The organism is Mesorhizobium terrae (genome assembly GCF_008727715.1).
Lineage (GTDB): Bacteria > Pseudomonadota > Alphaproteobacteria > Rhizobiales > Rhizobiaceae > Mesorhizobium > Mesorhizobium terrae.
In genome coordinates, this window is record NZ_CP044218.1 from 4,631,268 (window position 1) to 4,657,383 (window position 26,116).

24 protein-coding genes and 1 tRNA gene are annotated in these 26,116 nt (G+C 62.3%); 11 read left to right on the forward strand and 14 right to left on the reverse strand.

Features of this window, described 5'->3' with window-relative positions:
* The first annotated feature begins 10 nt into the window (after positions 1-10).
* Positions 11-1,327 carry a 30S ribosomal protein S12 methylthiotransferase RimO gene (gene rimO / locus FZF13_RS23470; RefSeq protein ID WP_024924010.1) on the forward strand — a complete coding sequence of 439 codons (1,317 nt, stop codon included), beginning with the start codon at positions 11-13 and terminating at the stop codon, positions 1,325-1,327.
* 107 nt (positions 1,328-1,434) lie between these two features.
* Here rimO and FZF13_RS23475 read toward each other — a convergent pair whose 3' ends face one another.
* The 7 genes from FZF13_RS23475 to pcsA form a co-directional block, all read right to left on the reverse strand.
* Complete coding sequence (locus FZF13_RS23475) at positions 1,435-2,064, reverse strand: glutathione S-transferase family protein (protein WP_024924009.1); 630 nt, start codon at positions 2,062-2,064, stop codon at positions 1,435-1,437.
* Between the two features lie 83 nt (positions 2,065-2,147).
* Positions 2,148-3,215, reverse strand: a complete 1,068-nt coding sequence (locus FZF13_RS23480; protein WP_024924008.1) for a BMP family ABC transporter substrate-binding protein — start codon at positions 3,213-3,215, stop codon at positions 2,148-2,150.
* A gap of 50 nt (positions 3,216-3,265) precedes the next feature.
* Complete coding sequence (locus FZF13_RS23485; RefSeq protein WP_024924007.1) at positions 3,266-4,186, reverse strand: ABC transporter permease; 921 nt, start codon at positions 4,184-4,186, stop codon at positions 3,266-3,268.
* A 1-nt stretch (position 4,187) separates the two neighbouring features.
* A complete protein-coding gene (locus tag FZF13_RS23490) occupies positions 4,188-5,303 on the reverse strand; it encodes an ABC transporter permease (protein ID WP_024924006.1) in 1,116 nt (371 codons plus the stop codon).
* Positions 5,300-6,874, reverse strand: coding sequence for an ABC transporter ATP-binding protein (locus FZF13_RS23495; RefSeq protein ID WP_036255255.1), 1,575 nt, complete (start codon positions 6,872-6,874; stop codon positions 5,300-5,302). Before FZF13_RS23495 ends, FZF13_RS23490 begins: the two co-directional genes overlap by 4 nt.
* 122 nt (positions 6,875-6,996) lie before the next feature.
* The gene (locus FZF13_RS23500; protein WP_024924004.1) at positions 6,997-7,974 is read right to left on the reverse strand and encodes a quinone oxidoreductase family protein; all 978 of its coding nucleotides are present in this window, start codon (positions 7,972-7,974) and stop codon (positions 6,997-6,999) included.
* 2 nt (positions 7,975-7,976) lie between these two features.
* On the reverse strand, positions 7,977-8,783 hold the full coding sequence (gene pcsA / locus FZF13_RS23505) for a phosphatidylcholine synthase (protein ID WP_024924003.1): 807 nt from the start codon (positions 8,781-8,783) through the stop codon (positions 7,977-7,979).
* A gap of 284 nt (positions 8,784-9,067) precedes the next feature.
* Here pcsA and FZF13_RS23510 point away from each other — a divergent pair, with 284 nt between their 5' ends.
* On the forward strand, positions 9,068-10,282 hold the full coding sequence (locus FZF13_RS23510; RefSeq protein ID WP_024924002.1) for a UbiH/UbiF family hydroxylase: 1,215 nt from the start codon (positions 9,068-9,070) through the stop codon (positions 10,280-10,282).
* 223 nt (positions 10,283-10,505) lie between these two features.
* Positions 10,506-10,829 (forward strand): heat shock protein HspQ, encoded by a 324-nt coding sequence (hspQ, locus tag FZF13_RS23515; protein ID WP_024924001.1) that lies wholly within the window; start codon positions 10,506-10,508, stop codon positions 10,827-10,829.
* 82 nt (positions 10,830-10,911) lie between these two features.
* Here hspQ and aspS read toward each other — a convergent pair whose 3' ends face one another.
* Positions 10,912-12,702: an aspartate--tRNA ligase gene (gene aspS / locus FZF13_RS23520; protein ID WP_024924000.1), complete on the reverse strand. Its 1,791-nt coding sequence runs from the start codon at positions 12,700-12,702 to the stop codon at positions 10,912-10,914.
* Positions 12,703-12,872: 170 nt separating this feature from the next.
* Positions 12,873-13,289 (reverse strand): GNAT family N-acetyltransferase, encoded by a 417-nt coding sequence (locus tag FZF13_RS23525; protein WP_024923999.1) that lies wholly within the window; start codon positions 13,287-13,289, stop codon positions 12,873-12,875.
* Between the two features lie 227 nt (positions 13,290-13,516).
* Between FZF13_RS23525 and rnd the strand changes: the two genes are divergently transcribed.
* Positions 13,517-14,674 (forward strand): ribonuclease D, encoded by a 1,158-nt coding sequence (gene rnd, locus FZF13_RS23530; RefSeq protein ID WP_024923998.1) that lies wholly within the window; start codon positions 13,517-13,519, stop codon positions 14,672-14,674.
* 56 nt (positions 14,675-14,730) lie between these two features.
* On the opposite strand, the gene guaB is transcribed toward rnd, so the two are convergent.
* Entirely contained in the window at positions 14,731-16,233 is a 1,503-nt protein-coding gene (gene guaB / locus FZF13_RS23535) for an IMP dehydrogenase (RefSeq protein WP_024923997.1), read from the reverse strand.
* Here guaB and FZF13_RS23540 point away from each other — a divergent pair.
* Positions 16,220-16,444, forward strand: a complete 225-nt coding sequence (locus tag FZF13_RS23540) for a hypothetical protein (RefSeq protein WP_137901217.1) — start codon at positions 16,220-16,222, stop codon at positions 16,442-16,444. The two genes, guaB and FZF13_RS23540, sit on opposite strands and share 14 nt — an antisense overlap.
* 88 nt (positions 16,445-16,532) lie before the next feature.
* Entirely contained in the window at positions 16,533-17,948 is a 1,416-nt protein-coding gene (locus tag FZF13_RS23545; RefSeq protein ID WP_024923996.1) for a DHA2 family efflux MFS transporter permease subunit, read from the forward strand.
* Positions 17,949-17,961: 13 nt separating this feature from the next.
* Here the strand turns inward: FZF13_RS23545 and FZF13_RS23550 are convergent, their stop codons facing one another.
* Complete coding sequence (locus FZF13_RS23550) at positions 17,962-18,672, reverse strand: RlmE family RNA methyltransferase (protein ID WP_024923995.1); 711 nt, start codon at positions 18,670-18,672, stop codon at positions 17,962-17,964.
* Positions 18,669-20,024 carry a Ppx/GppA phosphatase family protein gene (locus FZF13_RS23555; protein WP_024923994.1) on the reverse strand — a complete coding sequence of 452 codons (1,356 nt, stop codon included), beginning with the start codon at positions 20,022-20,024 and terminating at the stop codon, positions 18,669-18,671. Before FZF13_RS23555 ends, FZF13_RS23550 begins: the two co-directional genes overlap by 4 nt.
* 298 nt (positions 20,025-20,322) lie before the next feature.
* Here FZF13_RS23555 and FZF13_RS23560 point away from each other — a divergent pair, with 298 nt between their 5' ends.
* The 4 genes from FZF13_RS23560 (at position 20,323) to FZF13_RS23575 (ending at position 24,627) form a co-directional block, all read left to right on the forward strand.
* On the forward strand, positions 20,323-21,273 hold the full coding sequence (locus FZF13_RS23560; RefSeq protein ID WP_024923993.1) for a lysylphosphatidylglycerol synthase domain-containing protein: 951 nt from the start codon (positions 20,323-20,325) through the stop codon (positions 21,271-21,273).
* A gap of 139 nt (positions 21,274-21,412) precedes the next feature.
* Positions 21,413-21,486 (forward strand) — tRNA-Gln (locus FZF13_RS23565).
* Positions 21,487-21,635: 149 nt separating this feature from the next.
* A complete protein-coding gene (locus FZF13_RS29180; protein ID WP_024923992.1) occupies positions 21,636-23,807 on the forward strand; it encodes a DUF6538 domain-containing protein in 2,172 nt (723 codons plus the stop codon).
* Between the two features lie 475 nt (positions 23,808-24,282).
* On the forward strand, positions 24,283-24,627 hold the full coding sequence (locus FZF13_RS23575; protein ID WP_139116482.1) for a hypothetical protein: 345 nt from the start codon (positions 24,283-24,285) through the stop codon (positions 24,625-24,627).
* A gap of 210 nt (positions 24,628-24,837) precedes the next feature.
* On the opposite strand, the gene FZF13_RS23580 is transcribed toward FZF13_RS23575, so the two are convergent.
* Positions 24,838-25,341 carry an ATP-dependent metallopeptidase FtsH/Yme1/Tma family protein gene (locus FZF13_RS23580; RefSeq protein ID WP_051504899.1) on the reverse strand — a complete coding sequence of 168 codons (504 nt, stop codon included), beginning with the start codon at positions 25,339-25,341 and terminating at the stop codon, positions 24,838-24,840.
* Between FZF13_RS23580 and FZF13_RS29365 the strand changes: the two genes are divergently transcribed.
* Positions 25,342-25,518 (forward strand): hypothetical protein, encoded by a 177-nt coding sequence (locus FZF13_RS29365; RefSeq protein ID WP_244440146.1) that lies wholly within the window; start codon positions 25,342-25,344, stop codon positions 25,516-25,518. It begins immediately after the preceding gene.
* Positions 25,519-25,656: 138 nt separating this feature from the next.
* Here the strand turns inward: FZF13_RS29365 and FZF13_RS23585 are convergent, their stop codons facing one another.
* Positions 25,657-25,995: a DUF6634 family protein gene (locus FZF13_RS23585; protein ID WP_024923989.1), complete on the reverse strand. Its 339-nt coding sequence runs from the start codon at positions 25,993-25,995 to the stop codon at positions 25,657-25,659.
* Positions 25,996-26,116 lie beyond the last annotated feature (121 nt).

Below are 26,116 nucleotides of genomic sequence, written 5' to 3' on the forward strand. Positions count from 1 at the left end.
GAACGCCGCCATGACCGCAGCACCCCGCGTCAGCTTCGTCAGCCTCGGATGCCCGAAGGCGCTGGTCGATTCCGAACGCATCCTCACCCAGCTCCGCGCCGAAGGCTACGAGATCGCCCGCAAGCATGATGGCGCCGACCTTGTCGTCGTCAACACCTGTGGCTTCCTGGATTCGGCGCGCACGGAGTCGCTCGACGCCATCGGCACGGCGATGAAGGAAAACGGCAAGGTCATCGTCACCGGCTGCATGGGCGCCACACCGGAGCTGATCCGCGAAAAGCACCCCAATGTCTTCGCCATCACCGGCCCGCAGGCCTATGAGAGCGTGATGGCGGCCGTGCATGAGGCAGCGCCGCCGGCGCATGATCCGTTCACCGACCTGGTGCCGCCGCAGGGCGTGAAGCTGACGCCGCGCCACTATGCCTATCTGAAGATTTCCGAAGGCTGCAACAACCGCTGTACCTTCTGCATCATCCCCGACCTGCGCGGCGACCTTGTCTCGCGACCGGCGGCGGATGTGCTGCGCGAAGCGGAAAAGCTGGCGAACGCCGGGGTGAAGGAACTGCTGGTCATTTCGCAGGACACCAGCGCCTACGGCATCGATGTCAAATATGCGACGTCGGTCTGGAAAGAGCGCGAGGTGCGCGCAAAATTCCTCGACCTGTCGCAGGAACTGGGCGAGCTCGGCATCTGGGTGCGCATGCATTATGTCTACCCCTACCCGCATGTCGCCGACGTCATCCCGCTGATGGCCGAGGGCAAGATCCTTCCCTATCTCGACATTCCCTTCCAGCATGCCTCGCCGCAGGTGTTGAAGAACATGCGCCGCCCCGCCCATGGCGAAAAGGCGCTGGAGCGCATCCGTGGCTGGCGCGACGTTTGCCCGGACCTTGCCATCCGTTCGACCTTCATCGTTGGCTTCCCCGGCGAGACCGAGGAAGACTTCGAGATGCTGCTCGACTGGATCGACGAGGCCAAGATCGACCGCGCCGGCTGCTTCAAATACGAGCCGGTCAAGGGTGCGCGTTCCAACGACCTCGGCCTCGAGCAGGTGCCGGACGAGGTCAAGGAAGCGCGCTGGCATCGCTTCATGCAGCGCCAGCAGAAGATTTCGGCTGCCGCACAGGCCAAGAAAGTCGGCAAACGCCTGCCGGTCATCATCGACGAGGCCAACGGCACCACGGCCAAGGGGCGTACCAAATATGACGCGCCCGAGATCGACGGTTCGGTGCATATCCAGTCGCGGCGCCCGCTGCGCGTCGGCGACATCGTCACCGTCAAGGTCGACCGCGCCGACGCCTATGACCTATACGGCTCGGCTGTGTGATCCTTGCTGAGGTGCGCTGCGCGGCGCCCTCAACCAGACAGACGGACTGAAGAGCTGTATTGCGGCGCAGTGCCATCGCGCATGGAACAGCCTGCCTCTCGTCGGCCTCAACTGTCGAACAGCGGCGTGACTTTCGAGGCAAGCTCTGCCTCCTTGGCGCGATAGCGTTTGTAGGCCGGCCGATCGGTGGCACGGGCGATGTAGTCGACAAAAACCGGAAGGCGCGGCAGCACCTTCAGGATGTTCATGGTGAAGTCGATGCCGCCGGCGAGCTGCGTGTCAGCTGCGGTAAAACTATCGCCGACCGCATAAGGATGTTTCGAAAGCAATTTTTCGAGATTGGCGACCATGTCGTCGAACAGGCCGAACGAGAAGTCGCTACCGGCATATTCCCAACCCTTCGACCGCACTGCGATGGCGGGGTCAAACACGGAATCGCAATAGACCAGCCGCGTCATATAGGCGGCGCGGCTGGCGTTGCCAATCGCGGGTGCGAGACCCGCTTCGGGAAACGCGTCGGCCAGATAGATGCAAATCGCCGCCCGTTCGGTGACGATTATGCCGTCGTGATCGATCGCCGGCACCTTCTTGTTCGGCTGAATGGCACGGTAGCCCTCCGGAACACCGCCCGGAGCGCGAATATCGACGAGTTCAATCTCGTAGGGTTGGCTGAGTTCCTCAAGTAGCCAGAAAACGGTCGAAGCCCGTGACCAGGGCGTACAGTAGAACTTCAGCATTTCGGCCTCGCCTTCCTTCTCAGGCTGTCAAAGATAGGCGATCTTTCTACCAACCCCTCCCTGACAGCCTGTTGTCAGGAGGCTTACTGCGGCAGCTTGTCGTCCACGCCCTTGACGTAGAAGTTCATGCCAAGCAACGTCTTGTCGTCGGCCACTTCGCCGTCCTTCAGCCACGGCGTGCCGTCCTGTTTCGCGACCGGGCCGGTGAAGGGGTTCCAGCCACCGGCGATCTTCTTCTGCGTGGCTTCCGCCATCGCCTTCACGTCGTCCGCCATGTTGGTGTAGGGCGCCATGTGCACGGCACCAGCCTTGATGCCTTCCCAACGGTCTTCCGGCTTCCAGGTGCCGTCCAGCGCCTTTTCGACGCGCTCGATGTAGTACGGACCCCAGTCGTCGACGATCGCGGTCAGCTGCGACTTCGGCGCGAACTTGATCATGTCGGAGGCCTGGCCGAAACCGTGCAGGCCGCGTTCCTGCGCTACCTGCAGCGGCGCGGTGGAATCGGTGTGCTGGACGATGACGTCGGCGCCCTGGTCAAACAACGCCTTGGCGGCGTCGGCTTCCTTGCCCGGATCGAACCAGGAATTCACCCAGACGATCTTGGCCTTGAAGTTCGGGTTGACCGACTGCGCGCCGAGCATGAAGGAGTTGATGCCCATCACCACTTCCGGGATAGGGAAGGAGACGATGTAGCCAGCGACGCCGGCTTTCGATTCCTTGGCTGCGATCTGTCCGAGAATGTAACGGCCTTCGTAGAAACGGGCGTTGTAGATGCCGAGGTTCGGCGCGGTCTTGTAGCCGGTGGCGTGCTCGAACTTGATGTCGGGGAACTTGGCCGCGACCTTCACTTCTGCGTCCATGAAGCCGAACGAGGTGCCGAAGATCAGCTTGCAGCCCTGGCGTGCCAGGCGCTCGAAAGCGCGCTCGGCGTCCGGACCTTCAGCGACGTTTTCGAGATAAGCGGTCTCGACCTTGTCGCCCAGCTTCTTTTCAACTGCGAGCCGACCCTGATCGTGCTGGTAGGAATAGCCGAAGTCGCCGACCGGGCCGACATAAACCCAGCAGGCCTTCAGTTTTTCGGCGGCCTCGGCCGAGACGGCGACGGACAGCGCCGCAGCCGAAGTCATCAGGGCAATCAGTAGCTTTTTCATGATGTTACCTCTCTGGATTAACCTTGCTATGCTGGTCTTTTTCTAGGTTGTCAACGATCCGGAACGAAAGCCTGTCCGAGCGAAGCGGGCGTGTTCATCATCGTCAGGCGCTTGTTGCGCGAGATGACGACGAGGACGACGATGGTGGCAAGATACGGCAGCGACGACAGGAATTGCGAGGGGACCGGGATGCCGAACGCCTGCGCATGCAACTGGCCGATCCACACCGCGCCGAAGATATAGGCGCCGGCCAGCACCCGCCACGGCCGCCAGGACGCGAACACCACCAGCGCCAGCGCGATCCAGCCGCGGCCGGCTGTCATGTTCTCCACCCATTGCGGCGTGTAGACGAGGGAGAGGTGGCCGCCGGCGAGCCCGGCGCAGGCCCCGCCGAACATCACCGCCAGATAGCGGTAGCGGATGACCTGGATGCCCAGCGCATGGGCCGAGGTGTGGCTGTCGCCGATCGAGCGCAGGGTGAGGCCGGTGCGGGTCTTGAACAGGAACCACGACACGCCGAAGACCAGCGCGATCGAGATGTAGAAAATCGGATCCTGCCCGAACAGCAATTTGCCGACCACCGGCAGGTCGGTCAGCAGCGGAATGTTGAGATTGGGCAAGCGCTCGCCCGGCAGGCCGACGAAGCCAGTGCCGATCATGCCCGACAGGCCGAGACCAAGCAGCGTCAGCGACAGGCCGGTCGCGACCTGGTTGGTGGCAAGCGACAGCGTCATCACCGCAAACAGCAGCGAGAACAGCGCGCCGACAACAATCGCGGCCACGAGGCCGACCCAGGGCGAGCCGGTCAGATAGCCGGCGCCGAAGCCGGCGACCGCACCCATAACCATCATGCCTTCAACGCCGAGGTTCAGCACGCCGGAGCGCTCGACCACCAGTTCACCGATAGCCGCGATCAGAAGCGGCGTAGCGGCCGTGGCGATGGTCAGGAGAATGTTGACGGTGATGTCCATGTCAGTGGGCCTCTTCCAGCTTCGGCGTCGTGTCCAGCTTGGTCGCAGGGGCCAGGCCGACGAGCCGGATGCGGTAGTGGATCAGCGTGTCGCAGCCGAGAACGAAGAACAACAACATGCCCTGGAACACACGCGCCACCTTGTCGGAGAGGCCGAGCACGCTTTGGACGGCTTCGCCGCCGAGATAGGTCAATCCGAGCACAAGGCCCGCCGCGACGATGCCCAGCGGATTGAGACGACCGAGGAAAGCCACGATGATCGCGGTGAAGCCGTAACCCGGCGAAATCGACGGCTGCAATTGGCCAATCGCGCCGGACACTTCGGAAATGCCGGCAAGCCCGGCGAGAGCGCCTGACAGCATGAAGGCGAAGAACACCATGCGGTTGAAGCTGAAGCCGGCGAACCGCCCTGCCCGCGGGCTGGAGCCGAGGACGCGGATTTCAAAACCTTTCAGCAGGCGGCTCATCAAAAGCCAGACCACCACGGCGGCGACCAGCGCGAAGACAAAGCCCATATTGGCGCGGCCCGACATCGGCATCAGTTCCGGCAGAACCGCCGACGGGTTGAACTGGACGGTCTGGGGGAAGTTGAAACCCTTGGGATCGCGCCATGGCCCGCGCACCAGCCAGTCGAGGAACAGCTGCGCGACATAGACCAGCATGAGGCTGGTGAGGATTTCGTTGGTGTTGAAGCGGGTCTTGAGCAGTGCTGGGATGGCCGCGTAAGCCGCACCGCCGACCATGCCCATCAGAAGCATCAGCGGCAGCACGAACGGCCCCTGCATCTGAGGATACAGCACCGGGATGATCGAGCCGGCGATGGCGCCGAAGATGAACTGACCCTCGGCACCGATGTTCCAGATGTTGGACCGGAAACACACCGACAGGCCGACTGCGATCAGGATCAACGGCGCTGCCTTGATCGCCAGTTCGTGCAGCTGCCAGACCTCGGTGATCGGCGAGATGAAATAGGTGTAGAAGGCCGACAGCGGATTGATGCCCAACAGGGCGAACAGGATCGCGCCGGCAATCATTGTCAGGGCGAAGGCGATGAAGGGCGAAAGCGCTGAAAACAGCGCGGAACGCTGGGGACGCTTGACGAGTTCGAGGCGCATCACGCGGTCTCCAGGCTGTGTTCGGCGTGACCGGGCTCGGCGCCGCCCATCAGCAGGCCGATCCGTTCGAAAGTGGCTTCCGCGATTGGGATCGGTTTCGACAATTCGCCATTGTGCATGACGGCGATGGCGTCGGATATCTCGAACAGTTCGTCGAGGTCCTGGCTGATGACCAGCACTGCCGAGCCGCTGCGCGCCAGCTCGATCAGGGCTTGGCGGATATGGGCCGAGGCGCCGGCATCGACGCCCCATGTGGGCTGGTTGACGACCATGACCGTCGGGTTGCGATCCAGCTCGCGCCCGACGATGAATTTCTGCAGATTGCCGCCGGAAAGCGCCGCGGCTTCGGGATCGGGAGCACTCTTGCGCACGTCCATCACCTTGATGATGCGTTGCGCGGCTTCGTAGACGGAGCCGTTCTTGACCATGCCGCCGGCACCGACAAAGGCTCTGGCGTCGGTGGCGTGCCGTGAAAGCAGCAGATTTTCCGAGAGCTTCATGCGCGGCGCGGCACCATGGCCAAGGCGTTCCTCGGGAACGAAGGCCGCTCCCAGCATGCGCCTGCCGGTGATGCCGAGCAGCCCCGCATCCTTGCCGCGAATCCGCACGATATCGCTGCTCGCTTGTTGCGTCTCGCCGGACAGTGCTTCGAAGAGTTCGCCCTGGCCGTTGCCGGCGACACCGGCGATACCGAGAATCTCGCCCGCCTTGACCGAGAGCCAGATGTTCTTGAGTGGCATGGAGAACGGCCCGGCCGGCTTGCGGCTCAATCCGCAGACACTCAGCAGTTCCGGCGCATCGGCCAGCGATACCGGCGTGCGTTCAGCCGACTTGACCTCGCTGCCCACCATCATGCGGGCGAGCGACGCGGCCGTTTCCTCTCGCGGATTACAGTGGCCGACCACCTTGCCATGACGCAGCACCGTTGCACGATCGCAAAGGCGCTTCACCTCTTCCAGCCTGTGCGAAATGTAGAGGATCGATTTGCCCTCGGCGCGCAAACGTTCAAGCGTCTCGAACAGCTTGTCGGCCTCCTGCGGGGTCAGCACCGAAGTCGGCTCGTCGAGGATGATGAGTTGCGGCGCCTGCAGCAGGCAGCGGATGATCTCGATGCGCTGGCGTTCGCCGACGGACAGGTCGCCCACCAGCGAGTCCGGATCGAGCGGCAAGCCGTAAGAATAGGAAAGCGCCCTCGCCTTCGCGGCGATCGTATTGATTGGTGCGCCGTCATCCAGCGAAAGCGCGATATTTTCGGCCGCCGTCAGCGCCTCGAACAGCGAAAAATGCTGAAAAACCATGCCGATGCCGAGCTTCTTGGCAACGCTCGGACTGGTCATCCTGACGGCCTCGCCATTCCAGCGGATTTCGCCGGAATGCGGCTCCAGCGAGCCGAACAGCATTTTCACCAGCGTCGACTTGCCGGCGCCGTTCTCGCCGAGAAGCGCGTGGATTTCGCCTTTCGCGATGGTGAGGTCGACATGATCGCACGCGGTCAGCGTGCCGAATATCTTCGTCAGTCCGCGGACCTCTAACAGGTTCGCGGTGCCGTCTTGTGCACTCACAGTGCCTCCCATCCGGTTTTCCCAGATATGTTCTGTGTTCCCGCAATCATCGTAGGCAGCAGCTGCTTATTTCGGATAGCGGCACGCATATTGAAAGAGCTTCAAGAATTTCAGCAAGACACCTAGGTTCGCGCTCAAGGAATAAGCACTGTCGCTCCTGTCGTCTTGCGCCCTTCAAGATCGGCGTGGGCTCTTCCGGCGTCCTTCAAAGCATAACTCTGATTGATCTTGATCTCGACCGCGCCGGCCAGCACGACGTCGAACAACGCCCGAGCCGACGCTTCGAGATCCTCGCGCCTGGCGTTGTAGACGAACAGCGTCGGCCGGGTGGCGAAGAGCGAGCCTTTCTGCGCCAACAGCGCAATGTTGAAAGGCGGGATCGGACCTGAAGACTGGCCAAACGATACGAACGTGCCGAGCGGTCGCAAGCAATCCAGCGAAGCCGGGAACGTATCCTTGCCGACCGCGTCATAGACGACATCGCATTTGCGGCCACCGGTCAGGCGGGCAACCTCAGCAACGAAATCCTGCGTTTTGTAATCGATGACATGGTCGTAGCCATGCGCCCTGGCCAGTTCCGCCTTGTCGGGCGAGCTGGCCGTGCCGATCACCGTCGCGCCAAGGTGCTTGGCCCATTGGCCGAGGATCAGGCCGACGCCGCCGGCCGCGGCATGATAGAGAACGGTGTTACCTGGCCCCACCTTGAAGGTACGCCGCACGAGATATTCGGCGGTCATGCCCTTCAGCATCATGGCTGCGGCCTGTTCGTCCGAAATGCCGTCGGGAATTTTCACCACGCGATCAGCCGCGATCACCCGCTGTTCGGCATAGGCGCCGACGGCAACCGCATAGGCAATGCGATCTCCCACCTTGAGGCCTTCGACGCCTTCGCCCAGTTCAAGCACGACGCCGGCAGCCTCGCCGCCCGGGATCAGCGGCAGGCCGTCCGGGGCCGCGTACAATCCGTTGCGGTAATAAACGTCGATGAAATTGAGGCCGATCGCCGTGTGCCGGACTAGGATCTGGCCGGGTCCCGGACGACCGGGATCGACGTCCTCGTAAATCAGCGCTTCAGGTCCGCCATGGGCGTGAATGCGGATGGCCTTGCTCATCTTCAAGCTTTCCTGGCGCCGAGATTGGGGAAGAACTGCATAACGCCGCCGATGCAGAACAGATAGAGGCCAGTCAGGCTGATACCGATCTTCGTGAACAGGCTGACCTGTTCACCTAGAACCCCGATCTGATTGTAGAAACTGGCCAAGGCCGACTGCGCCAGCGCAAGCGCGCCGAAGGCGCACCAAAGCAGCGTAACCGTCAAATTCACCGGCCGCAGCCGCACCACCCGGACGGGGTGCAGGAAATTGATCGGCACGAAGGTGAGAATGCCGGCCGTCACTACGATGGCGAACGACACCCATTGGCCGGGCTCGATGACAAAGAGCGTGAACACAACCATGTTCCACACCACCGGGAAGCCCTTGAAGAAGTTCTCCTTCGTTTTCATGCCGGTGTCGGCGTAGTAGATCGCGCTCGACACCACGATGATCGCCGCCGAGAGGAAGGAAAGCCCCTCGCCCATGAAACCGCGCTGGTAAAGCGCGAAGGCAGGGATCAGCACGTAGGTCACGTAGTCGATGATGTTGTCGAGCAATTCGCCCGACCAGGTCGGCAGGATTTCCTTGACCTCAAGCTTGCGCGCGATCGGCCCGTCGATACCGTCGACGAACAGCGCGAGACCCAGCCACCAGAACATCGCCGTCCAGCGTTCCTCGCTTGCTGCAACCAGCGACAGGAAAGCCAGGAAGGATCCTGACGCCGTAAGCAGATGGACGGAGAACGCCCTCGCTTGCGGCCATGTCAGCTTTTTCTTCGGGCGTGGAATGCGCTCGACAATCTTTTTCGCGGTTGTTTTGTTTTTCACGGCCCCGCCAATCCAGCTTGCAGAACGCCCCGGTCCCCTTGTCGCTGGGACACTAATAGGAGGGTGGCGACCCGTACAAGCGGTATCGCATCGACCCGGCCAACGGGTCCCCGGTCAGCCGAGCGTTCTTCGATCTCGGGAAGCGGGTGGATCATGGGTTAGCAATGGGCTGAATCGCCACGTTGATCAAGCAAGTCTCACTGCACTATATGCATTGTTCACGGCTGGTCGAACCGACACCCGAAAATGTTTGATCCGCCTGCCGAACAACGGGGCGCTCACCGATGCCAGACAACACCGCCAAAGCCCCTGTTCTCGTTGCCGGTACCGGTCCAGCCGGCCTTGTCGCGGCACTCGGCTTCGCTCATGCCGGTTTTCCAGTGACGCTGGCTGGCCCCGAGGCCAATGCCGCCGACGGCCGCACCACCGCGCTGATGAACCCGGCACTCAAGGTCCTCGAACGACTGGGTGTGCTCGAAGACTTGCGGGCGGTCGCCGCGCCTTTGAAGGTGATGCGCATTGTCGATGCCACGCGCCGCCTGATCCGCAGCCCGGTCGTCACCTTTCGCGCGAGCGAGATCGATGAGGAGCAGTTCGGCCTGAATTTCCCCAACACTGTGCTCAATCCCGCGCTGGCAAAAGCGGTCGCAGTGCACCCTGGCATCGAATGGCGCAAATCGCTGGTCGAGACCTGGTCCCTCGACGCCGATGCGGCGACCGCCCGGCTCACCGATGGCACAACCGCTTCGGCTTCTCTCGCCGTTGCCGCCGACGGCCGGCTTTCGCCGGCCCGCGAGGCATCCGGCATTGCCACGTCCAAGCGCCCCTATCCGCAAGCTGCGCTGGTGCTGAACTTCACCCACCGGACCGACCACAACTTTACCTCGACCGAGTTCCACACCGAAACCGGCCCGTTCACCCAGGTGCCTCTACCCGGCAATCGTTCGAGCCTGGTCTGGGTGGTCGAACCCGAAACCGCGAAGGAGCTGGCGGCGCTTGACGACGCTTCGTTGTCGCTGCGGGTGGAAGAGCGCATGCAATCAATGCTTGGTCGCGTCACCGTCGAGCCCGGCCGGCAGATTTATCCCTTGTCTGCGGCGACACCGTTGCGCTTTGCGGCAAAGCGTATCGCGCTGGTCGGCGAAGCGGCGCATGTGTTCCCACCGATCGGCGCACAGGGGCTGAACCTTGGCATCAGGGATGTCGACGACCTCATTGGTGTTGCTTTGAAAAACTCGTCCGACCCCGGCGCGGCAAGGGCACTTGCCGCCTATGATTTCAAACGCCGGCCCGACATCCTCGCCAGGAGTGGTGCTGTCAATCTTTTGAACATGTCGCTGCTTTCTGACATGCTGCCCGCGCAGATGGCGCGCAGCGCGGGACTGAGCTTGCTCGGTGGTTTTGCGCCACTGCGCGCCTTCTTCATGCGCGAGGGCCTGCGCCCCGGCAGCGGTTTCGCCGCCATCTTTGGCGGGTTAGGGGAACAGGTCCGCCGGTAGAATGCCGTGGCGGCTCAGATAAAAACGGCCCGGTGACGGTGAATACCGGCAGGCAGGTCGTGTCGACACGCTCGCAGAAGCCCGCTGTACCCAGACCCCATTATGTCATTCACCGATCCTCCTTGTTTCAGGCTAAAGCCTAGGGATCGCGCGCAATCAGCAAAGGATTGAATTGCGGCCGATGCTGCGCCAAATAACAATGGAAAGTCGCGTGGTGAGTATCATGAAAACAGCCAGATTCTCGATCGGACAGGTGGTGCGCCATCGGCTGTTCCCGTTCCGCGGCATCATCTTCGACGTCGACCCGCAATTCGCCAACACGGAAGAATGGTATCAATCCATTCCCGCCGAGGTCAGGCCAAGCAAGGACCAACCTTTTTACCACCTGCTGGCCGAGAATTCGGAGACCGAATACATCGCCTATGTCTCGGAACAGAACCTGCTGGAAGACGATTCCGGCGACCCTGTCCGCCATCCACAGATCAAGGACATGTTCGACAAGAAGCCGGACGGCCGCTACGAGCCGAAGGGCCAATCCAGGCACTGAGGGCTCGGCCTAAAAGCAAAAAGGCTCCGGATTTCCGGAGCCTTTTTCGTATTAGATCAACAAGCAAAGCGCTTGAAACGGCTCACGCTTCCTTCTTTTGCGGCAGAACGCGCAGTTCGAGCTCGCGCAATTGTGTCAGCGTCGCCGGGCTCGGCGCGCCCATGAGCAAATCCTGCGCCTGCTGGTTCATCGGGAACAGCGAGATTTCGCGCAGGTTCTTGGCGCCGACGAGCAGCATGACGACGCGGTCGATGCCGAAGGCCGCGCCACCATGCGGCGGAGCGCCATACTGGAAGGCGCGATAGAGGCCACCGAAGCGATCCTCGACGTCCTGCTGGCTGAGGCCGACCTTCTCGAAAGCCGCCACCATGGTCTCGGGCGACTGGTTGCGGATCGAGCCCGAGGCGATCTCGAAGCCGTTGCAGACCGCGTCGTACTGGAATGCCTTGATCGTCAGCGGATCCTGGTTCTGCAACGCCTCGAGGCCACCCTGCGGCATCGAGAACGGATTGTGCGCGAAATCGACCTTCTTTTCCTCTTCGCTCCATTCGAAGAACGGGAAGTCGACGATCCAGCACAGTTCGAAACGGTCGCGGTCGACGAGGTTCAACTCTTCGCCGGCACGGGTACGCGCCTCACCGGCGAATTTGTAGAACTTGTCCGGCTCGCCGGCGACGAAGAAACAAGCATCGCCATCATCGAGGCCGAGCTGCGTACGGATCGCGTCGGTACGTTCCTCGCCGATGTTCTTGGCAAGCGGGCCGGCGCCTTCGAGCTTCTCGCCTTCCTTGCGCCAGAAGATGTAGCCGAGGCCCGGCTGGCCCTGCTGCTGGGCCCAGGCGTTCATACGGTCGCAGAAGGCGCGCGAACCGCCAGTTTTGGCAGGGATCGCCCAGACCTGAACCTTCGGGTTGGAGGCGATCATGTTTGCGAAGACCTTGAAGCCCGAGCCGGCGAAATGGTCTGTCACAGCTTCCATGACGATCGGGTTGCGCAGATCCGGCTTGTCGGAGCCGTATTTGCGGATCGCCTCGGAATAGGGAATGCGCGGCCATTCCTTGGTGACGGGCTTGCCCTCGGCAAACTCCTCGAACACCTTGGTCATCAGCGGACCCATGGTGTTCCAGACGTCTTCCTGGGTCACGAAGCTCATTTCGAGGTCGAGCTGGTAGAATTCGCCCGGCAGGCGGTCGGCGCGCGGGTCCTCGTCGCGGAAGCACGGCGCGATCTGGAAGTAGCGGTCGAAACCGGCGACCATCAGCAACTGCTTGTACTGCTGCGGTGCCTGCGGCAGCGCGTAGAAAGTGCCGGGGTGGATGCGGCTCGGCACCAGGAAGTCGCGCGCGCCTTCCGGCGAGGAAGCGGTCAGGATCGGCGTCGAATATTCGGTGAAACCGGCGCCGCCCATCTCGCGCCGCATGGCGGCGATGACCTGCGTGCGCTTGACGATGTTCTTGTGCAGCGTGTCGCGGCGCAGATCGAGGAAGCGGTACTTCAGGCGCACGTCCTCCGGATAGTCGGGCTCGCCGAACACCGGCAGCGGCAGTTCCTTCGCCGCCGACAACACTTCGATCTCGCGCGCGAAAATCTCGATCTCGCCGGTCGGCAGGTTGGGGTTGGCCGTCTCGGCCATGCGCGCCTTGACCTCGCCGTCGACGCGGATGACCCATTCGCCGCGAACGGTTTCGGCGATCTTGAAGGCCGGCGAATCCGGATCGGCAACGATCTGCGTCAGGCCGTAGTGGTCGCGCAAATCGATGAACAGCAGGCCGCCATGATCTCGCACGCGATGGACCCAGCCGGAGAGCCGGACATTCTGACCGACATCCGATTTCCTGAGGGCGGCACAGGTGTGGCTGCGGTAACGATGCATAGGTCTGCCATTCCAAGATTTCAGGAGTTCACGCGACCGGGCGACGCAATCAGCGCCAGGCCCGAAAATTGGCGCGAAAAGCGCACGCAAGCCGGCTTTTGTCAAGGTTAAGACGGCAACCGGCCGGCTTGCGCGTCAACGCCAGCAGATGTGCTTGCCCTGCGGCTTGTTCAGAACTGCTTCTTCAACCAGATCGTGGCGTGTCCGGGCGGATAGTCGTCGATACGACCGAACTCGTGAAAACCCTGGCGTTTGTAGAAGTCCGGCGCCTGGAAGGAAAAGGTCTCCAGATAGGCGCCGAGACAGCCACGCTCGCGGGCAATTTCCTCAGCCTTTCCCAGCAACTGGCTGCCCAATCCTCCCTTGCGATGGTTCGGGTTCACCCAAAGCAGGTCGACGAACATCCAGGAGTAGCCGATGTTGGCTTTTAGCCCGCCCAGAAGCGCGCCATCTTCGTCGCGCGCCAGCACCCACAATTCCTCGTGATTGTAGGGCCCGCCCCTCGCGATGTTGTATTCATCGAGCCCGTTTTCGATCGTGTCGACAATATCGTCGTCGACTCTTGCGCTGACGGTCAACGTCACCATTCGGCCACCTGTGATTTTTGCCTGGACAGAGATCGCTGGAGTCGGGTTGGGGAGACTTGTGGTGTTCCGTCTAGCAGCGATTTTTGCGATTCCGACAGGGTGATTTCGAATTAGGCGGGAAAAAGGCCTCCGGCACACCGTCATGGACAAGAATGCGCAGCTCCATGGCTTGACGAAGCCCGCCGGCAAGCGAGACAAGTTCGCATTCATCGCGCCACGAGATTTTGATGCACCTGATAACAACGCAAGAAGAATTGGATTCGGTCATCCGCGACCTCGCGAAATCCGGATTCGTAACGGTAGACACCGAGTTCATTCGCGAAACCACGTTTTGGCCGGTGTTGTGCCTCATCCAGATGGCGGCGCCCGGCGTCACCGCGTTGATCGACCCGTTGGCACCTGGCCTCAACCTGAAGCCATTCTTCGAACTGATGGCCAATGAGCGCGTGACCAAGGTCTTTCACGCCGCGCGCCAGGACATCGAAATCATCGTCCATCTCGGCGACCTAATCCCGCATCCGGTTTTCGACACGCAGGTGGCGGCGATGGTCTGCGGTTTCGGCGACAGCGTCTCCTACGATCAGCTCGTACAGAAGATCACCGGTGCGCGGCTCGACAAGTCGTCGCGCTTCACCGACTGGCGCCATAGGCCGTTGTCCGACAAACAGCTCGACTATGCGCTCGCCGACGTCACCCACCTGATCGACGTCTACAAACATCTTATCGACCAGCTCGCGCGCGAAGACCGCGCCCACTGGCTGAACGAGGAGATGGAGGTGCTCACCTCGCGCGAAACATACGACCCGCATCCCGAGGACGCCTGGAAGCGGCTGAAGATGCGTTTGCGCAAACCGCAGGAACTGGCTGTGGTGCAGGTGGTCGCGGCGTGGCGCGAACGCGAAGCGCGCGAACGCGACGTGCCGCGCGGGCGCGTGCTGAAAGACGATGCCATCTATGAGATCGCCCAGCAGGCGCCGCGCGATGTCACCGCGCTCGCCCGCCTGCGCACCACGCCGAAAGGCTGGGAACGGTCGGCCACCGCGGCTTCCCTGCTGGAGGCGGTGAACAGCGCTCTGGCCTTGCCAAAGGAAGAGATGCCGAAGTTGCCGAAGACCTTTCAGCCGCCGGAAGGCACCAGTGCCGCCTCCGAATTGCTGAAGGTCCTGCTCAAGATCATCGCGGAGAAACAGGGCGTCGCCGCCAAGGTCCTGGCCACCAGCGACGACATCGACCGTATCGCCGCCGAGGGCGAGAATGCCGACGTTCCCGCGCTGCAGGGCTGGCGGCGCGCCGTGTTCGGCGATGCCGCGCTCAAGCTGGTGCGCGGCGAAATCGGCATCAAGTTCGAGAAGCGCAAGATCGCGGTCTTCGACCTGAAATCCTGATCCCGGTCAATCGGGCGAGAGGATGGCCCCTCGCCCGCTCAAGAGTCCGTGCGCGGTCAGGCGCCGCCGTGATAGTTGGGGCTCTCGCGCGTGATCGTCACGTCATGCGCATGACTTTCGCGTAGCCCGGCGTTCGAAATGCGCACGAAAGTGGCCCGTTCGCGGAAATCCGTCAGGTCGCGGGCGCCGACATAACCCATCGCCGCCTTCAAGCCACCGGCCAGCTGGTGCAGCACGCCGGCCACGGGGCCCTTATAGGGCACCTGCCCCTCGATGCCTTCCGGAACAAGCTTCAAGGTGTCGCGAACTTCCGCCTGGAAGTAGCGATCCGCCGAACCGCGCGCCATGGCGCCGACCGACCCCATGCCGCGATAGGCTTTGAACGAGCGGCCCTGATGCAGATAGACTTCGCCCGGGCTCTCGTCGGTGCCGGCAAGCAGCGAGCCGATCATCGCGGCGCTCGCGCCGGCGGCCAGCGCCTTGGCCAGATCACCCGAATATTTGATGCCGCCGTCGGCGATCACCGAGATGCCGGATTTCTGCGCGGTCTCGACCGCCGACATGATCGCCGAAAGCTGCGGCACGCCGACGCCGGCGACGATACGGGTGGTGCAGATGGAGCCCGGGCCGATGCCAACCTTGACGCCGTCGGCGCCGGCGTCGATCAGCGCCTGGGTGCCAGCGGCGGTGGCGACATTGCCAGCGATGATGCGCACGGAGTTGGACAATTTCTTGGCCCGCGCCACCGCATCCAGCACGCGCTGCGAATGGCCGTGCGCGGTGTCGATGACCAGCAGGTCGACGCCCGCGTCGATCAGACGCTCCGCCCGCTCGAAGCCGTCGTCGCCGACGCTGGTCGCGGCCGCGGCGCGCAAGCGGCCCTGAGCATCCTTGGTGGCGTGCGGGTTGAGCTGCGACTTCTCGATGTCCTTGACGGTGATGAGCCCGACGCAATTGCCATTCTTGTCCACTACCAGCAGCTTCTCGATGCGGTGTTGGTGCAGCAGGCGCTTGGCTTCTTCCTGGTCGACGTTTTCCTTGACCGTGATCAGGTTCTCGCGCGTCATCAGCTCGTAGACTTTTTGCGCGGGATTGGAGGCGAAACGCACGTCGCGGTTGGTCAGGATGCCGACGAGACGGCCGGTGATCTGGCCACCGCTCCCGCCGTTCTCGACAACCGGAATGCCGGAAATGCCATAGTGGCGCATCAGCCCCAGCGCATCGGCCAGCGTCGCGTCGGGCCCGATCGTGACCGGGTTCACCACCATGCCCGATTCGAATTTCTTGACCTGACGAACCTGCTCGGCCTGTTCGGCCGGCGTGAAATTGCGGTGGATGACGCCGATGCCGCCGGCCTGTGCCATGGCGATGGCCAGCCGGGCCTCCGTGACCGTATCCATGGCGGCCGAAATGATCGGCACGTTGAGATCGATGTCGTTGGCGATGCGTGTGCGGATGTCGGTCTCGCCGGGCATCACTTCGGAATGGCCCGGCTGCAGCAGGACGTCGTCGAAGGTCAGCGCCAAAGCGCCGGTGGCGGTTTCGATGATTTTTGCCATTGCCGATCCTTGCTTAAAAACGAAACGGGCGCTGACCCGGATGGGTGCGCCGACTCGATATTCCCTTTCAGGATTGGCGGTGGCTGGTAACACGTCTGTTTGCCAATGGAAAGCGCGCAACGTCACCATGCCGCCGTTTCAACAGCCGGCGGGTGGACGGACGCCACGGGTGATTGCCGGTTGCAATGCCGGCGCGGTCGCACAAAAGTGACCGAACGAGGCAGGACGCCTGCGCGTTGCCATGATAACGGCCTCGGCCTTGTCGCTCATACCCGTCTACCCCGAGGTTCGGACGTCTCGTGAACAGAATCATCCCGCTCGTGCTGGCCGTCGCGCTTTTCATGGAGAACATGGATTCGACGGTGATCGCTACCTCGCTGCCAGCGATCGCGGCCGACATCCAGACGAGCCCGATCGCGCTGAAGCTGGCATTGACCGCCTATCTGGTGGCGCTCGCTGTTTTCATCCCAATCAGCGGCTGGATGGCGGATCGCTTCGGCGCAAGAAACGTGTTCCGCGCCGCCATCGGTGTCTTCATCCTGGGTTCGGTCGCCTGCGCGATGGCGAATTCCCTGGAATTCTTCGTGCTCGCCCGTTTCTTCCAGGGCATGGGCGGTGCGATGATGACGCCGGTCGGACGTCTCGTGCTGGTACGGTCGACCCCCAAAAGCGATCTGGTGGCGGCGATGTCGTGGTTGACCATTCCGGCTCTGGTCGGCCCACTCGTCGGCCCTCCGGTCGGCGGTTTCATCACCACCTATTTCTCCTGGCACTGGATTTTCCTGATCAATGTTCCGATCGGCATCATCGGCATAGTGCTGGCGACGCGCTATCTGCCGGAAACACCGTCCGCCGAGACACCACCCCTCGATTATACGGGCTTTGTCCTGTCGGGTATCGCCGCTTCGGGCATCGTCTTCGGCCTTTCGGTGGTTAGCCTGCCGGCATTACCGCCGGCCGTCGGTTTGATCACCGTGATTGTCGGTGTCGTCTGCGGCATTCTTTACCTGCGCCACGCCCGTCACGCGAAAAACCCGCTGCTGGCGTTGGAGCTGTTCCGCAACCAGGCTTTCCGCGCTTCGGTTCTCGGCGGCGGCCTGTTCCGCATCGGTATCGGCGCTGTGCCGTTCCTGCTGCCGCTGATGTTCCAGATCGGCTTCGGCCTGACGCCGTTCCAGTCCGGCATGATTACTTTCGTGTCGGCGCTCGGCGCTATCGGCATGAAATTCGTCACCGCCTGGCTTTTCCGTGTCGCCGGTTTCCGGCGCGTGCTGATCTGGGGCTCATTGCTGGCCGCCATTTCGATCGCGGTCTACGGTCTTTTCACACCGACCACGCCCTATCCGCTCATCCTGGCAGTGCTGCTGGTCGGCGGCTTCATCCGCTCAATGTTCTTCACTGGCGTCAATGCATTGGCCTTCGCCGAGATTCCCGCCGAAGAGACCTCCAAGGCGACACCAATCACGGCTGTGGCCCAGCAGCTCAACATCGCTTTGGGCGTGGCGCTGGCCGGCGGCATATTGGAGGTTTCAACCAAGGTTCACGGCGGCCCGCTGATGTTGAGCGATTTCCACGTCGCGTTCTTCATCGTTGCCGCAGTAGCGGCCCTTGCCGCCCTGTCCTTCATACGTCTGTCCCCTGAAGCCGGCAATGCCGTTTCAGGCTACAAGGCGCGACCGGCCAAGCCGCTGGAGAACCCTGCCCCGTCCAGTTGAGCTGGCCTTGCCGTCAGTCCCCGGCCGGCGCGCGTCCCTTGAAGTCCTTGGCCAGCAGATAGAGCTCGACCGATTCGTCGCGCGACGCGGGTGGCTTGACATGGTGAACCGAGCGGAACGAGCGCTTGAGCATATCGAGAAGATCGCCCTCGGTGCCGCCCTGAAAAGTCTTCGTCAGAAAATGCCCGCCGGGCTTGAGCACGGACACGGCGAAATCGGCAGCCACCTCGCACAGATGCATGGTGCGTATGTGATCGGTGCGGCGATGGCCGGTGGTGGGGGCCGCCATGTCGGACAAGACGATATCCGGCTCGCCGCCGAGCGCTTCGACCAGGCGTGCCGGCGCCTGTTCATCGAGGAAATCCATCTGCAGGATGGCGGCTCCCGGAACGGCATCCATCTCTAGATAATCGATGCCGACGACATGCGGCGTGGCCTCGCTCGATTTGGTGCGCACGGCCGCCACCTGGCACCAGCCGCCGGGTGCGGCGCCAAGGTCGATCACCTTTTGGCCCGGCTTCAGCAGATGATGCTTGTCGTCGATCTCGATCAGCTTGTAGGCGGCGCGCGAGCGGTAGCCGTCCGCCTTGGAGCGCTGGACATAAGGATCGTTGAGGTGCCGCTCGAGCCATCGGCGCGAGGATTCCTTCAGGCCGCGCTTTTTCTTCACCTTGGTGCGTAGCACGCGGGTGTTGCCGGCGGTCGTATCTTTCTTTTTAGTCATCGCCGGCCCTCGCTATTCCAGGAACCGCGCGCGTTGCGGTCGTCCGCCATCAATTCGCTCAATATGCCTTCGCGCAAGCCCCTGTCGGCGACGCGCAGCCGCTCGGAGGGCCAGACGGCGCGGATCGCCTCGAGGATGGCGCAGCCGGCAAGCACCAGGTCGGCACGGTCGGCGCCGATGCAAGGATTGGCGACACGCTGCTGGAAATCCCATCCCAAAAGCTTCTCCACCATGCGGTCGACATTTTCGCGGCCCATCCACAGGCCATCGACGCGGCGCCGGTCATAACGCTCGAGATCGAGATGGACACCGGCCAGCGTCGTCACCGTGCCGGAGGTGCCAAGCAGGTGGAAATGCGGACCTGCGAGCAGATGGTTGAGCCGGTGACGTCCTTCGAAGGCGGACAGCCGTTGCGCGACATCGTCGACCATGGCGTCAAAGCTTTCGCGCGTCACCGTCCGCCCACCGAATCGCTCCGCCAGCGAAACAACGCCGACAGGCAGCGACGTCCACGAGACGATGTGACTCGCCAGGCGCGACGACCGGCGCGTGGTGAGGTCGATCAGCGCGATTTCGGATGAACCACCGCCGATATCGAACAGAACCACACCCTTGGTGTCGCGCTCGATCAGCGAGCCGCAGCCCGAAACCGCCAGCCGTGCTTCCGTCTCACGATCGATGATTTCCAGCTTCAGCCCCGCCTCGCGCTCGACCCGTTCGAGGAATTCGGCGCCGTTGGCGGCGGCGCGGCAGGCTTCGGTGGCGATCAGCCGTGCGCGCGCCACCTTGCGGATCCGCAGTTTCTCCGCGCAGACCTTCAGCGCCTCGATGGCGCGGTTCATGGCCGCATCGCCCAACCGCCCGCTGGCCGAAAGTCCCTCGCCCAGGCGCACGATGCGCGAGAACGCGTCGATCACCCGGAACTGACCGTGCCTGCCCGGCACCGCCACCAGCAGGCGGCAATTGTTGGTGCCGAGATCGAGCGCGGCAAAGACCGGCAACTCGAAGGCAGCCGGACGCGAGCGATCGGGCGCCCTGGAATTTTCGACGGGCGCGATCGACGGCGCCTGCGCCGGAACTGCGTTGCGCCCAGGCGCAGGCGTGGGATCGGCGGACGCGCCGGTGCCCCCGACCCCGTCGACCGGCGCATAGACCTTGCGGCCGCGACGACGTTTGCGGCGCTTGCGTCCCTTGGCGCGGGGTTGATGGTCCGGGGCGTGCGCATCTTGTCGCGCCACGCTCTCACTGTCCGGCGCACGGCTGGCGGCCGGGGCTTTAGGGCCGCGCGATGCCGAAATCCCCTCCGACACGCCGCCCCCCGGCGCTTTGGCGCCGGCGTCGCGGTCTTCCACTGGCTATTTCCTTCCAGTGCCGCGCGAACCGGTTGCCCGGACGCCGCTGGCACGAATATTTCGTAAGTTGGCGCCAGACTAGCAGCGCCGGGCCCGATCACCAAGAGCCATGCGAAAATTGTAGGCTGCCGCAACGGCGCTAAACGCATCGCCGTAAACGCGCCACAACTGTTGAATAGCCGGCTTCGATCGGGCATTTCTGGGTCCAGCGGGTCAATTCGGGCGGGATAGCCACTCGACCGAACCTGCGCGGGGCATCGAATCGTGATGAATTGGGGTTGCTGATGGCCGTAGCTGCATGAATGTGAAACGTTTTTTCTGGCCTGCCGTCGGTCTGGCCGCCGTCGCCTTCTCGCTGTGGGTCCTGTTCAAGGAACTGCGCGGCATTTCTCTCGACGATGTGTGGACAAGTCTCGCCACCATTCGCTGGAACCACTGGCTGCTCGCCGCGCTGAGTTCGATCGTCGCCTACGCAGCGCTTGCCGGCTATGATCACATCGCGCTGCTGCATCTTCGCAAGCGCGTATCGTGGCTGTTCGTGACGCTGTGTTCCTTCACCACCTACGCGCTGTCGCACAACATCGGCGGTTCGGTCTTTTCCGGAGCAGTCATCCGCTATCGTGCCTACGGGACGAAAGGGCTTTCCGGACAAGACGTCGGCGTTCTGGTGGCGGTCTGCTGGATCACCTTCGTTCTGTCCTCGATCCTTTTGGGCGGCATCGTGCTCATTCTGATCCCGGACCTGTTCGAGCGATTTTCCGACATCCGCTCCTTCACCGAGTTTGGCTATGGGGGGCTGTCGGCGGGCGCCGGCGTCGTGATGATTCTCATCGTCGCCGCCTACGCCTTCGGCAGCTGGCTGCATTTGAAGCCGCTCAAGATCGGTTCCTTCGAAATCCACTACCCGCGGCTGCCGATCGTCGCCCGCCAGTTCATCATCGGGCCGATCGAGATCCTATCGGCCGGCGCGATCCTCTATTTCGCCCTGCCCGTGGAAAACAACCCAGGCTATCTCGTGGTTTTCGGTATCTTCCTCGTCGCCTTTTCGCTGGCGCAGATATCGCATGCGCCCGGCGGGCTCGGCGTGTTCGAGGTCGTCTTCCTGGCGGGCCTGCAGCATATGGACCAGGCCGGCGTGATCGCGGCACTTCTGGTGTTCCGGATGTTCTACCTGATCATCCCGCTCATCCTGGCGCTGATCGTGGTTCTGGTGTTCGAGCGTTCGCAGTTCGGCCGCGCGGCAAATTGAAACGCAGTCGAGGCTTGACTATTTTGGAAGCGCGGCTACAAGGCAGCGCAGAAACGGGCAGCGGCACACCGAACCGCTCGCGAAAGAGCAAGAATTCTCTTTCACCGCTCTGGCCAAAGCATTGAACAAAAATGCTTATTGGGGAATAGGTTAACGGTAGACCCACGGACTCTGACTCCGTTAGTCCTGGTTCGAATCCAGGTTCCCCAGCCAACTCGCCTCCCAGAAGCTTTGAAATCCGCGGGATCCATGGCCGTTCGGTTGGTCATCGTTTCACGTCGAATCGGCCTTCCACAAGTGGTGTCCACAACTGATGTCCAGAGCTGGTGTCCATCCGGCCAGGACGAGCGGAGCACGGGCCGATGGGACTGCGCAGACTTCAGATCGAAAACCTCGTTCTCAGGGGCCGACTCTTCTACTGGCGGGCCCGCATTCCCGTCAGATTCGCGTCGGCGACAGGTAACGGCAGACTTTCACTGAGCCTTAGGCTCTCCGACCGTAAGAAGGCGTCCGTGGTGGCGCGGCGGCTCAACGCCCTGCTGTTGCAGCTCGAACTGATGCCGATGGCGAGAATGGCGACGAAGGACCAGCTGACCAAAATCTTTGCGCTTGAGATCGATGCCATGCGCGACGAGATCGAGGCGCTCGACCGTTCTGCCAGGCGCAGGGGCACGCTCCGCGATCCAGAGCATCGGGAAGCCGACCGCCAGGTCGGATGGGCCTACCGCCTGCTGCACGCCTACGGCACGACGGTGGAGCTTTCCTTCGATGACGGCAGCGAAGTCCATGCAGCACTGCTCGAAGCCGGCGCGGAACCAGGCGACATTCCCTTCATCGCATCGACATATCGATCGGAGCGACAGGGCGCACTGTCCGATCGCGAAGGCCGCACGAGAAGCCCTTTCCTGCGTGACGTTCTTCACCGCATGGGCCAGGTCGGTCTCGACGACACCGCCCTCAACCGCGACGCCGCGAGCGAAGAGATGTATCGCGCACGGGCCGACGCGCTGCTGGCATCCGCCGTCGATCCGAGGAAGCCGAAACTGTCGGGAGGCGCGCAGGAGCCAGAGCGAGCACCGATAGACGCCATCCCCGTCGCTCCGCCTGCGAAGCCCAGGTTGCTATGGAACGCCGACCCTGAGGAAGCGGCCGTAGTGCCAGTTGCTGCTGTTCGGCAGGTCACACCTTCGATTCCGCCGACATCAGCCGCAACTGCAAGCGATCCGGTCGAACCATCGAAGCCAGCTCCCGCTCTGGCCGTAGCTTCCAGCAAGACCAAGGCGCGCAAGGACCTGCCGCTCTCCGGCTTCGACGAGCAGGTGGAGAAGCTTGTCGCCAACAATCAGGACCAATGGGAAGAGGACACCGCCTCAGACGTCCGGGTCCTCGTCGGCATTTTCCGCGGCATCCTCGAAGAACACGGCGTGACGCATTCCGGCGAGATTACCCAGGAACACGTCGCCGCCCTTCGCCAGCATTTCAATCACATACTTCCCAACTATGGTCGCAGCCCGCGCCTCCGCAGGCTGTCTCCCCATCAGCTTCGCGAGGAAAGTCGTAGAGTAGCCGACGATGCTGAAAAGGACGGCAGGACGATCAGGCTCGGACTGAAGCCAGCGACGATCCGCCGACACCTAGGAAACTTGGACCATTTCCTGAAGCACCTGCGATCGTCACACTTTATGGTGCCTGAATGGACGTTCGAAGGGCTGCGTCCGAGGAAGCCGCCAAAGGGCGAGGTCAGGCTTCAGCAGGTGAAGCCTGGTCCCGACGACGTACGGCCAGTCTTCGATATGCCGATCTTCAAGGGACGGGAGCGCGCAGAAAAGCCTGACGTTCCGGGAGACCTTGTCTTCCATGGCTCGTTGTATTTCCTGCCGATGCTCTACTCCTATCTCGGGCCGCGCCGAAACGAATTTACGGGCCTGCTAGTGGACGAGATCGTTGAGAGGGACGGGCACTGGGCGATCCAGATCAAAGCGAACGCAGTGCGGCGCATCAAGAACGCGCAGTCACATCGGTTGCTGCCCGTGCCGGACGAACTGTTGCGCCTGAAATTCATTGAGTATGTGCAACGGCTCAAGGAACTTGGTCACACGCGGCTCTTCCCCGAACTGCACTCGCCCTATCTCAAGCGTAACGATCCGGGGGATCGCTTCTACAAGGATTTCGTTCCGGTAGCGCAGCGTTGCCTCCCGGGCGTCCTGTGGGAGAGACCCATTCATGCCCTGCGCCATGGGTTTGCCGATACGCTGAAGAATGCGGGCGTTTCCGAAGGCGTCATCGAAGATCTTTCCGGGCGACTGGGCGAGACGGAGACGGCAACGCGGTACACCAACCCAACGGGTTTGGCGCTGCTGCGGCTCATCATTTCGCGCTACCCGGTGATTACCGGACATCTGGAGCCGCAACCAATCCAATTACTTCCCTGGGTGGAGCAGAAGCTCCCGCCGCCTTGGGCTGGAAAGAAGAGCGGCGATCGGTTTGGCGACAAGCGCGGAACGCGGCCTAAGAAGAGCGCTCACAAGAAATGATTGCGGGATAGAGCGCCGCCAGACGACGTGCCCTATGGTCAAAAGGTAGTGGTTTGTCGGCAGCTCAATCCGCGATCTGGCCCGTGGACCCAGCCCAACGAGTGTTGTCCCCAATTCCATCTGGCACCTGCAGGTGTTTGGCGGACGCGTCGTTTGGGCAGATGCAAACGGAGTTTGTCCAGCTCCTGGTCGGCAGCCTTCGGCATGCATTTCGCCTTGCAAGACCGGGATCAATGACTTCGCAACGGGTGACAGCTCGTCGGCACACGCATTTGATCGCGCAGCATGTCGAGCCAAGTTGCTGGCAACGCAAAACAAATCAGAAAAATTTGCGCTATTCGGATTCTGATCTTTCGCACAGCGATTCAGAAGTCTCAGCAAGCGATTCAGCATTCGAGAACGTCGTTACATGGCAAACGGCGTTTGTCGCTTGCATGGCCAGACGCCACCATTGTCCTGCACCATGATGAGGAGGATGACGATGGCGCGGAGAGACGAGAGACTGGAGAAGCAGCGGATTTATCAGCGCGAATACCGAGAAAAACGCAGGGTGGAGCGGGCTCCCGATCGTGACGATATCGCGAGGGCCATGCTGCGCTACATGATCGTGACGGCGCTGCGGCGCGGCAACGACCGGCTGCTGAGCAGAGTGATCGCGGAGGTGTCGCGACAACTCATCGACCAAGGTTTCAAGGCCGAGGCAACGCGCGCCGCTTGGGACGGCCTGCTCGAGCGCTATGAGGATGGCTGGGATTTCTTCCCGAAGCCGCATCTGAGGCGGCACGAAGTCGACGCCACTGGCGATGGATCCGGGGACTGACCAAGAGGCCCCCCTTCGTCGCTTCGTTGTCGGGCCTGGTATTGTTGTCGTCCGGCAATCCGATTTCGACTTTGACGAAGGCGCGGCTGCATGGCCTGTTATTCGGCCGCACCTTCCTGGGCACGGTATCGCTGCGGCAAACGGCGTTTACATGGCCTTGTTGGTTCTCCCCCCATTACTTCGTCAAACGGCGTTTTCGGCACCACCGATTCAAGACTCGGCATTTTCGTTGCCGCTATCGGACATCAGTGCCGCAAGCTCATCGCCATCGAGCGTACCAACAGTCAGGAGCGCGTCGGCGATCATCTGGACCGATGGACGATGGCACCGGATGAGCTCGCGCGCCTGGCGATAGGCATATTCGAGCCGGTCGTTGACGCGGATGGCGAGTTCCGTCCCGTCTACCAGTTGGGCAAACTTTGCCTTGGTCTGCCTGTGGAGCAGTGGCATCTGCTTCGAGAAACCCAACGTCGTTTCCATCGCCAATGCTAGGTCGGTGGCAAGGCTGAGGTCGCTTCGCGGTGAACCGCCGGCTCCGGCCGACACGCTTCCCAGAAGCTCTTCTTCTGCGGCACGACCGGCCAGCTTCGTGACGATCTGGGCGTTGATGCCCGCCTCTGTCTGGGCGACGAGACTGTAGGTCTCGCCTTCGACATGCCCACCATGGGGACCATCGATTGTGACTGTGTCGATCCGGGCGGTGCCGAGCGCCATATGCGCAACGACATGGCCGGCTTCGTGGATTGCCATTCGCCGTCGCAGGCTCTCGGGCCGGACAGGTTTGGTAGCAGCAAGCCTCGCCTGCAGATCGCCGAAGCTCAGTCGGCGACGTTCGCGGCGGGCGTTCTGGCGCGCTTCACGCACGATCCGCTCGACATCGGCACCGGTTAGCCCACTCGCCTGACGTGCGAGGGTGTGCAGGACAGCCTGACTGTCACCATCAATCATATGCGTCGGCAATCTCTTCTCCATAACCCTTTGCACCTTCTCCCTTCACCCCTCTTTTCATTTCCCGTTGGTCCCCTACCCCTAGGAATTGGCTGCAACTCCGCTTGGCCGACCGAGGCGATAAAAGCGCGAGCGTGTCCGGGCCCAGGACTGGTCGTGAGCCACAAGCACAAGATCGGATGTTGCAATCAGTCTGCCGGTGCCGGTCAGGATGGGGTGACCGGACGACAGGCCGGCCAGATAGGGAACCGAGTGCTCGGCAACGACCCAATGATCGAGGATGGGCGCTCCGGCAGCCAGTTCCTTGGGATCGGCGCCATTGCGGATTTTCTCCATATCAGCAGCAAGGGTGACCAGGCGGTCGGCCTCGCGTTCGAAACGAGGGTCATAGCGGCCGGTCTGTGGGTCGAACATCAACATGTGTCAGGGGCGCTCCTGTTGAGTGGGCGTCGTGCTTGATTCAGTCGGTTGTCGCTTTTTCTTGGGTGGAATCAGCAGGTGCAGCTTTGTGCCGCGAGGCACTCACCTTGATCATGGCTAG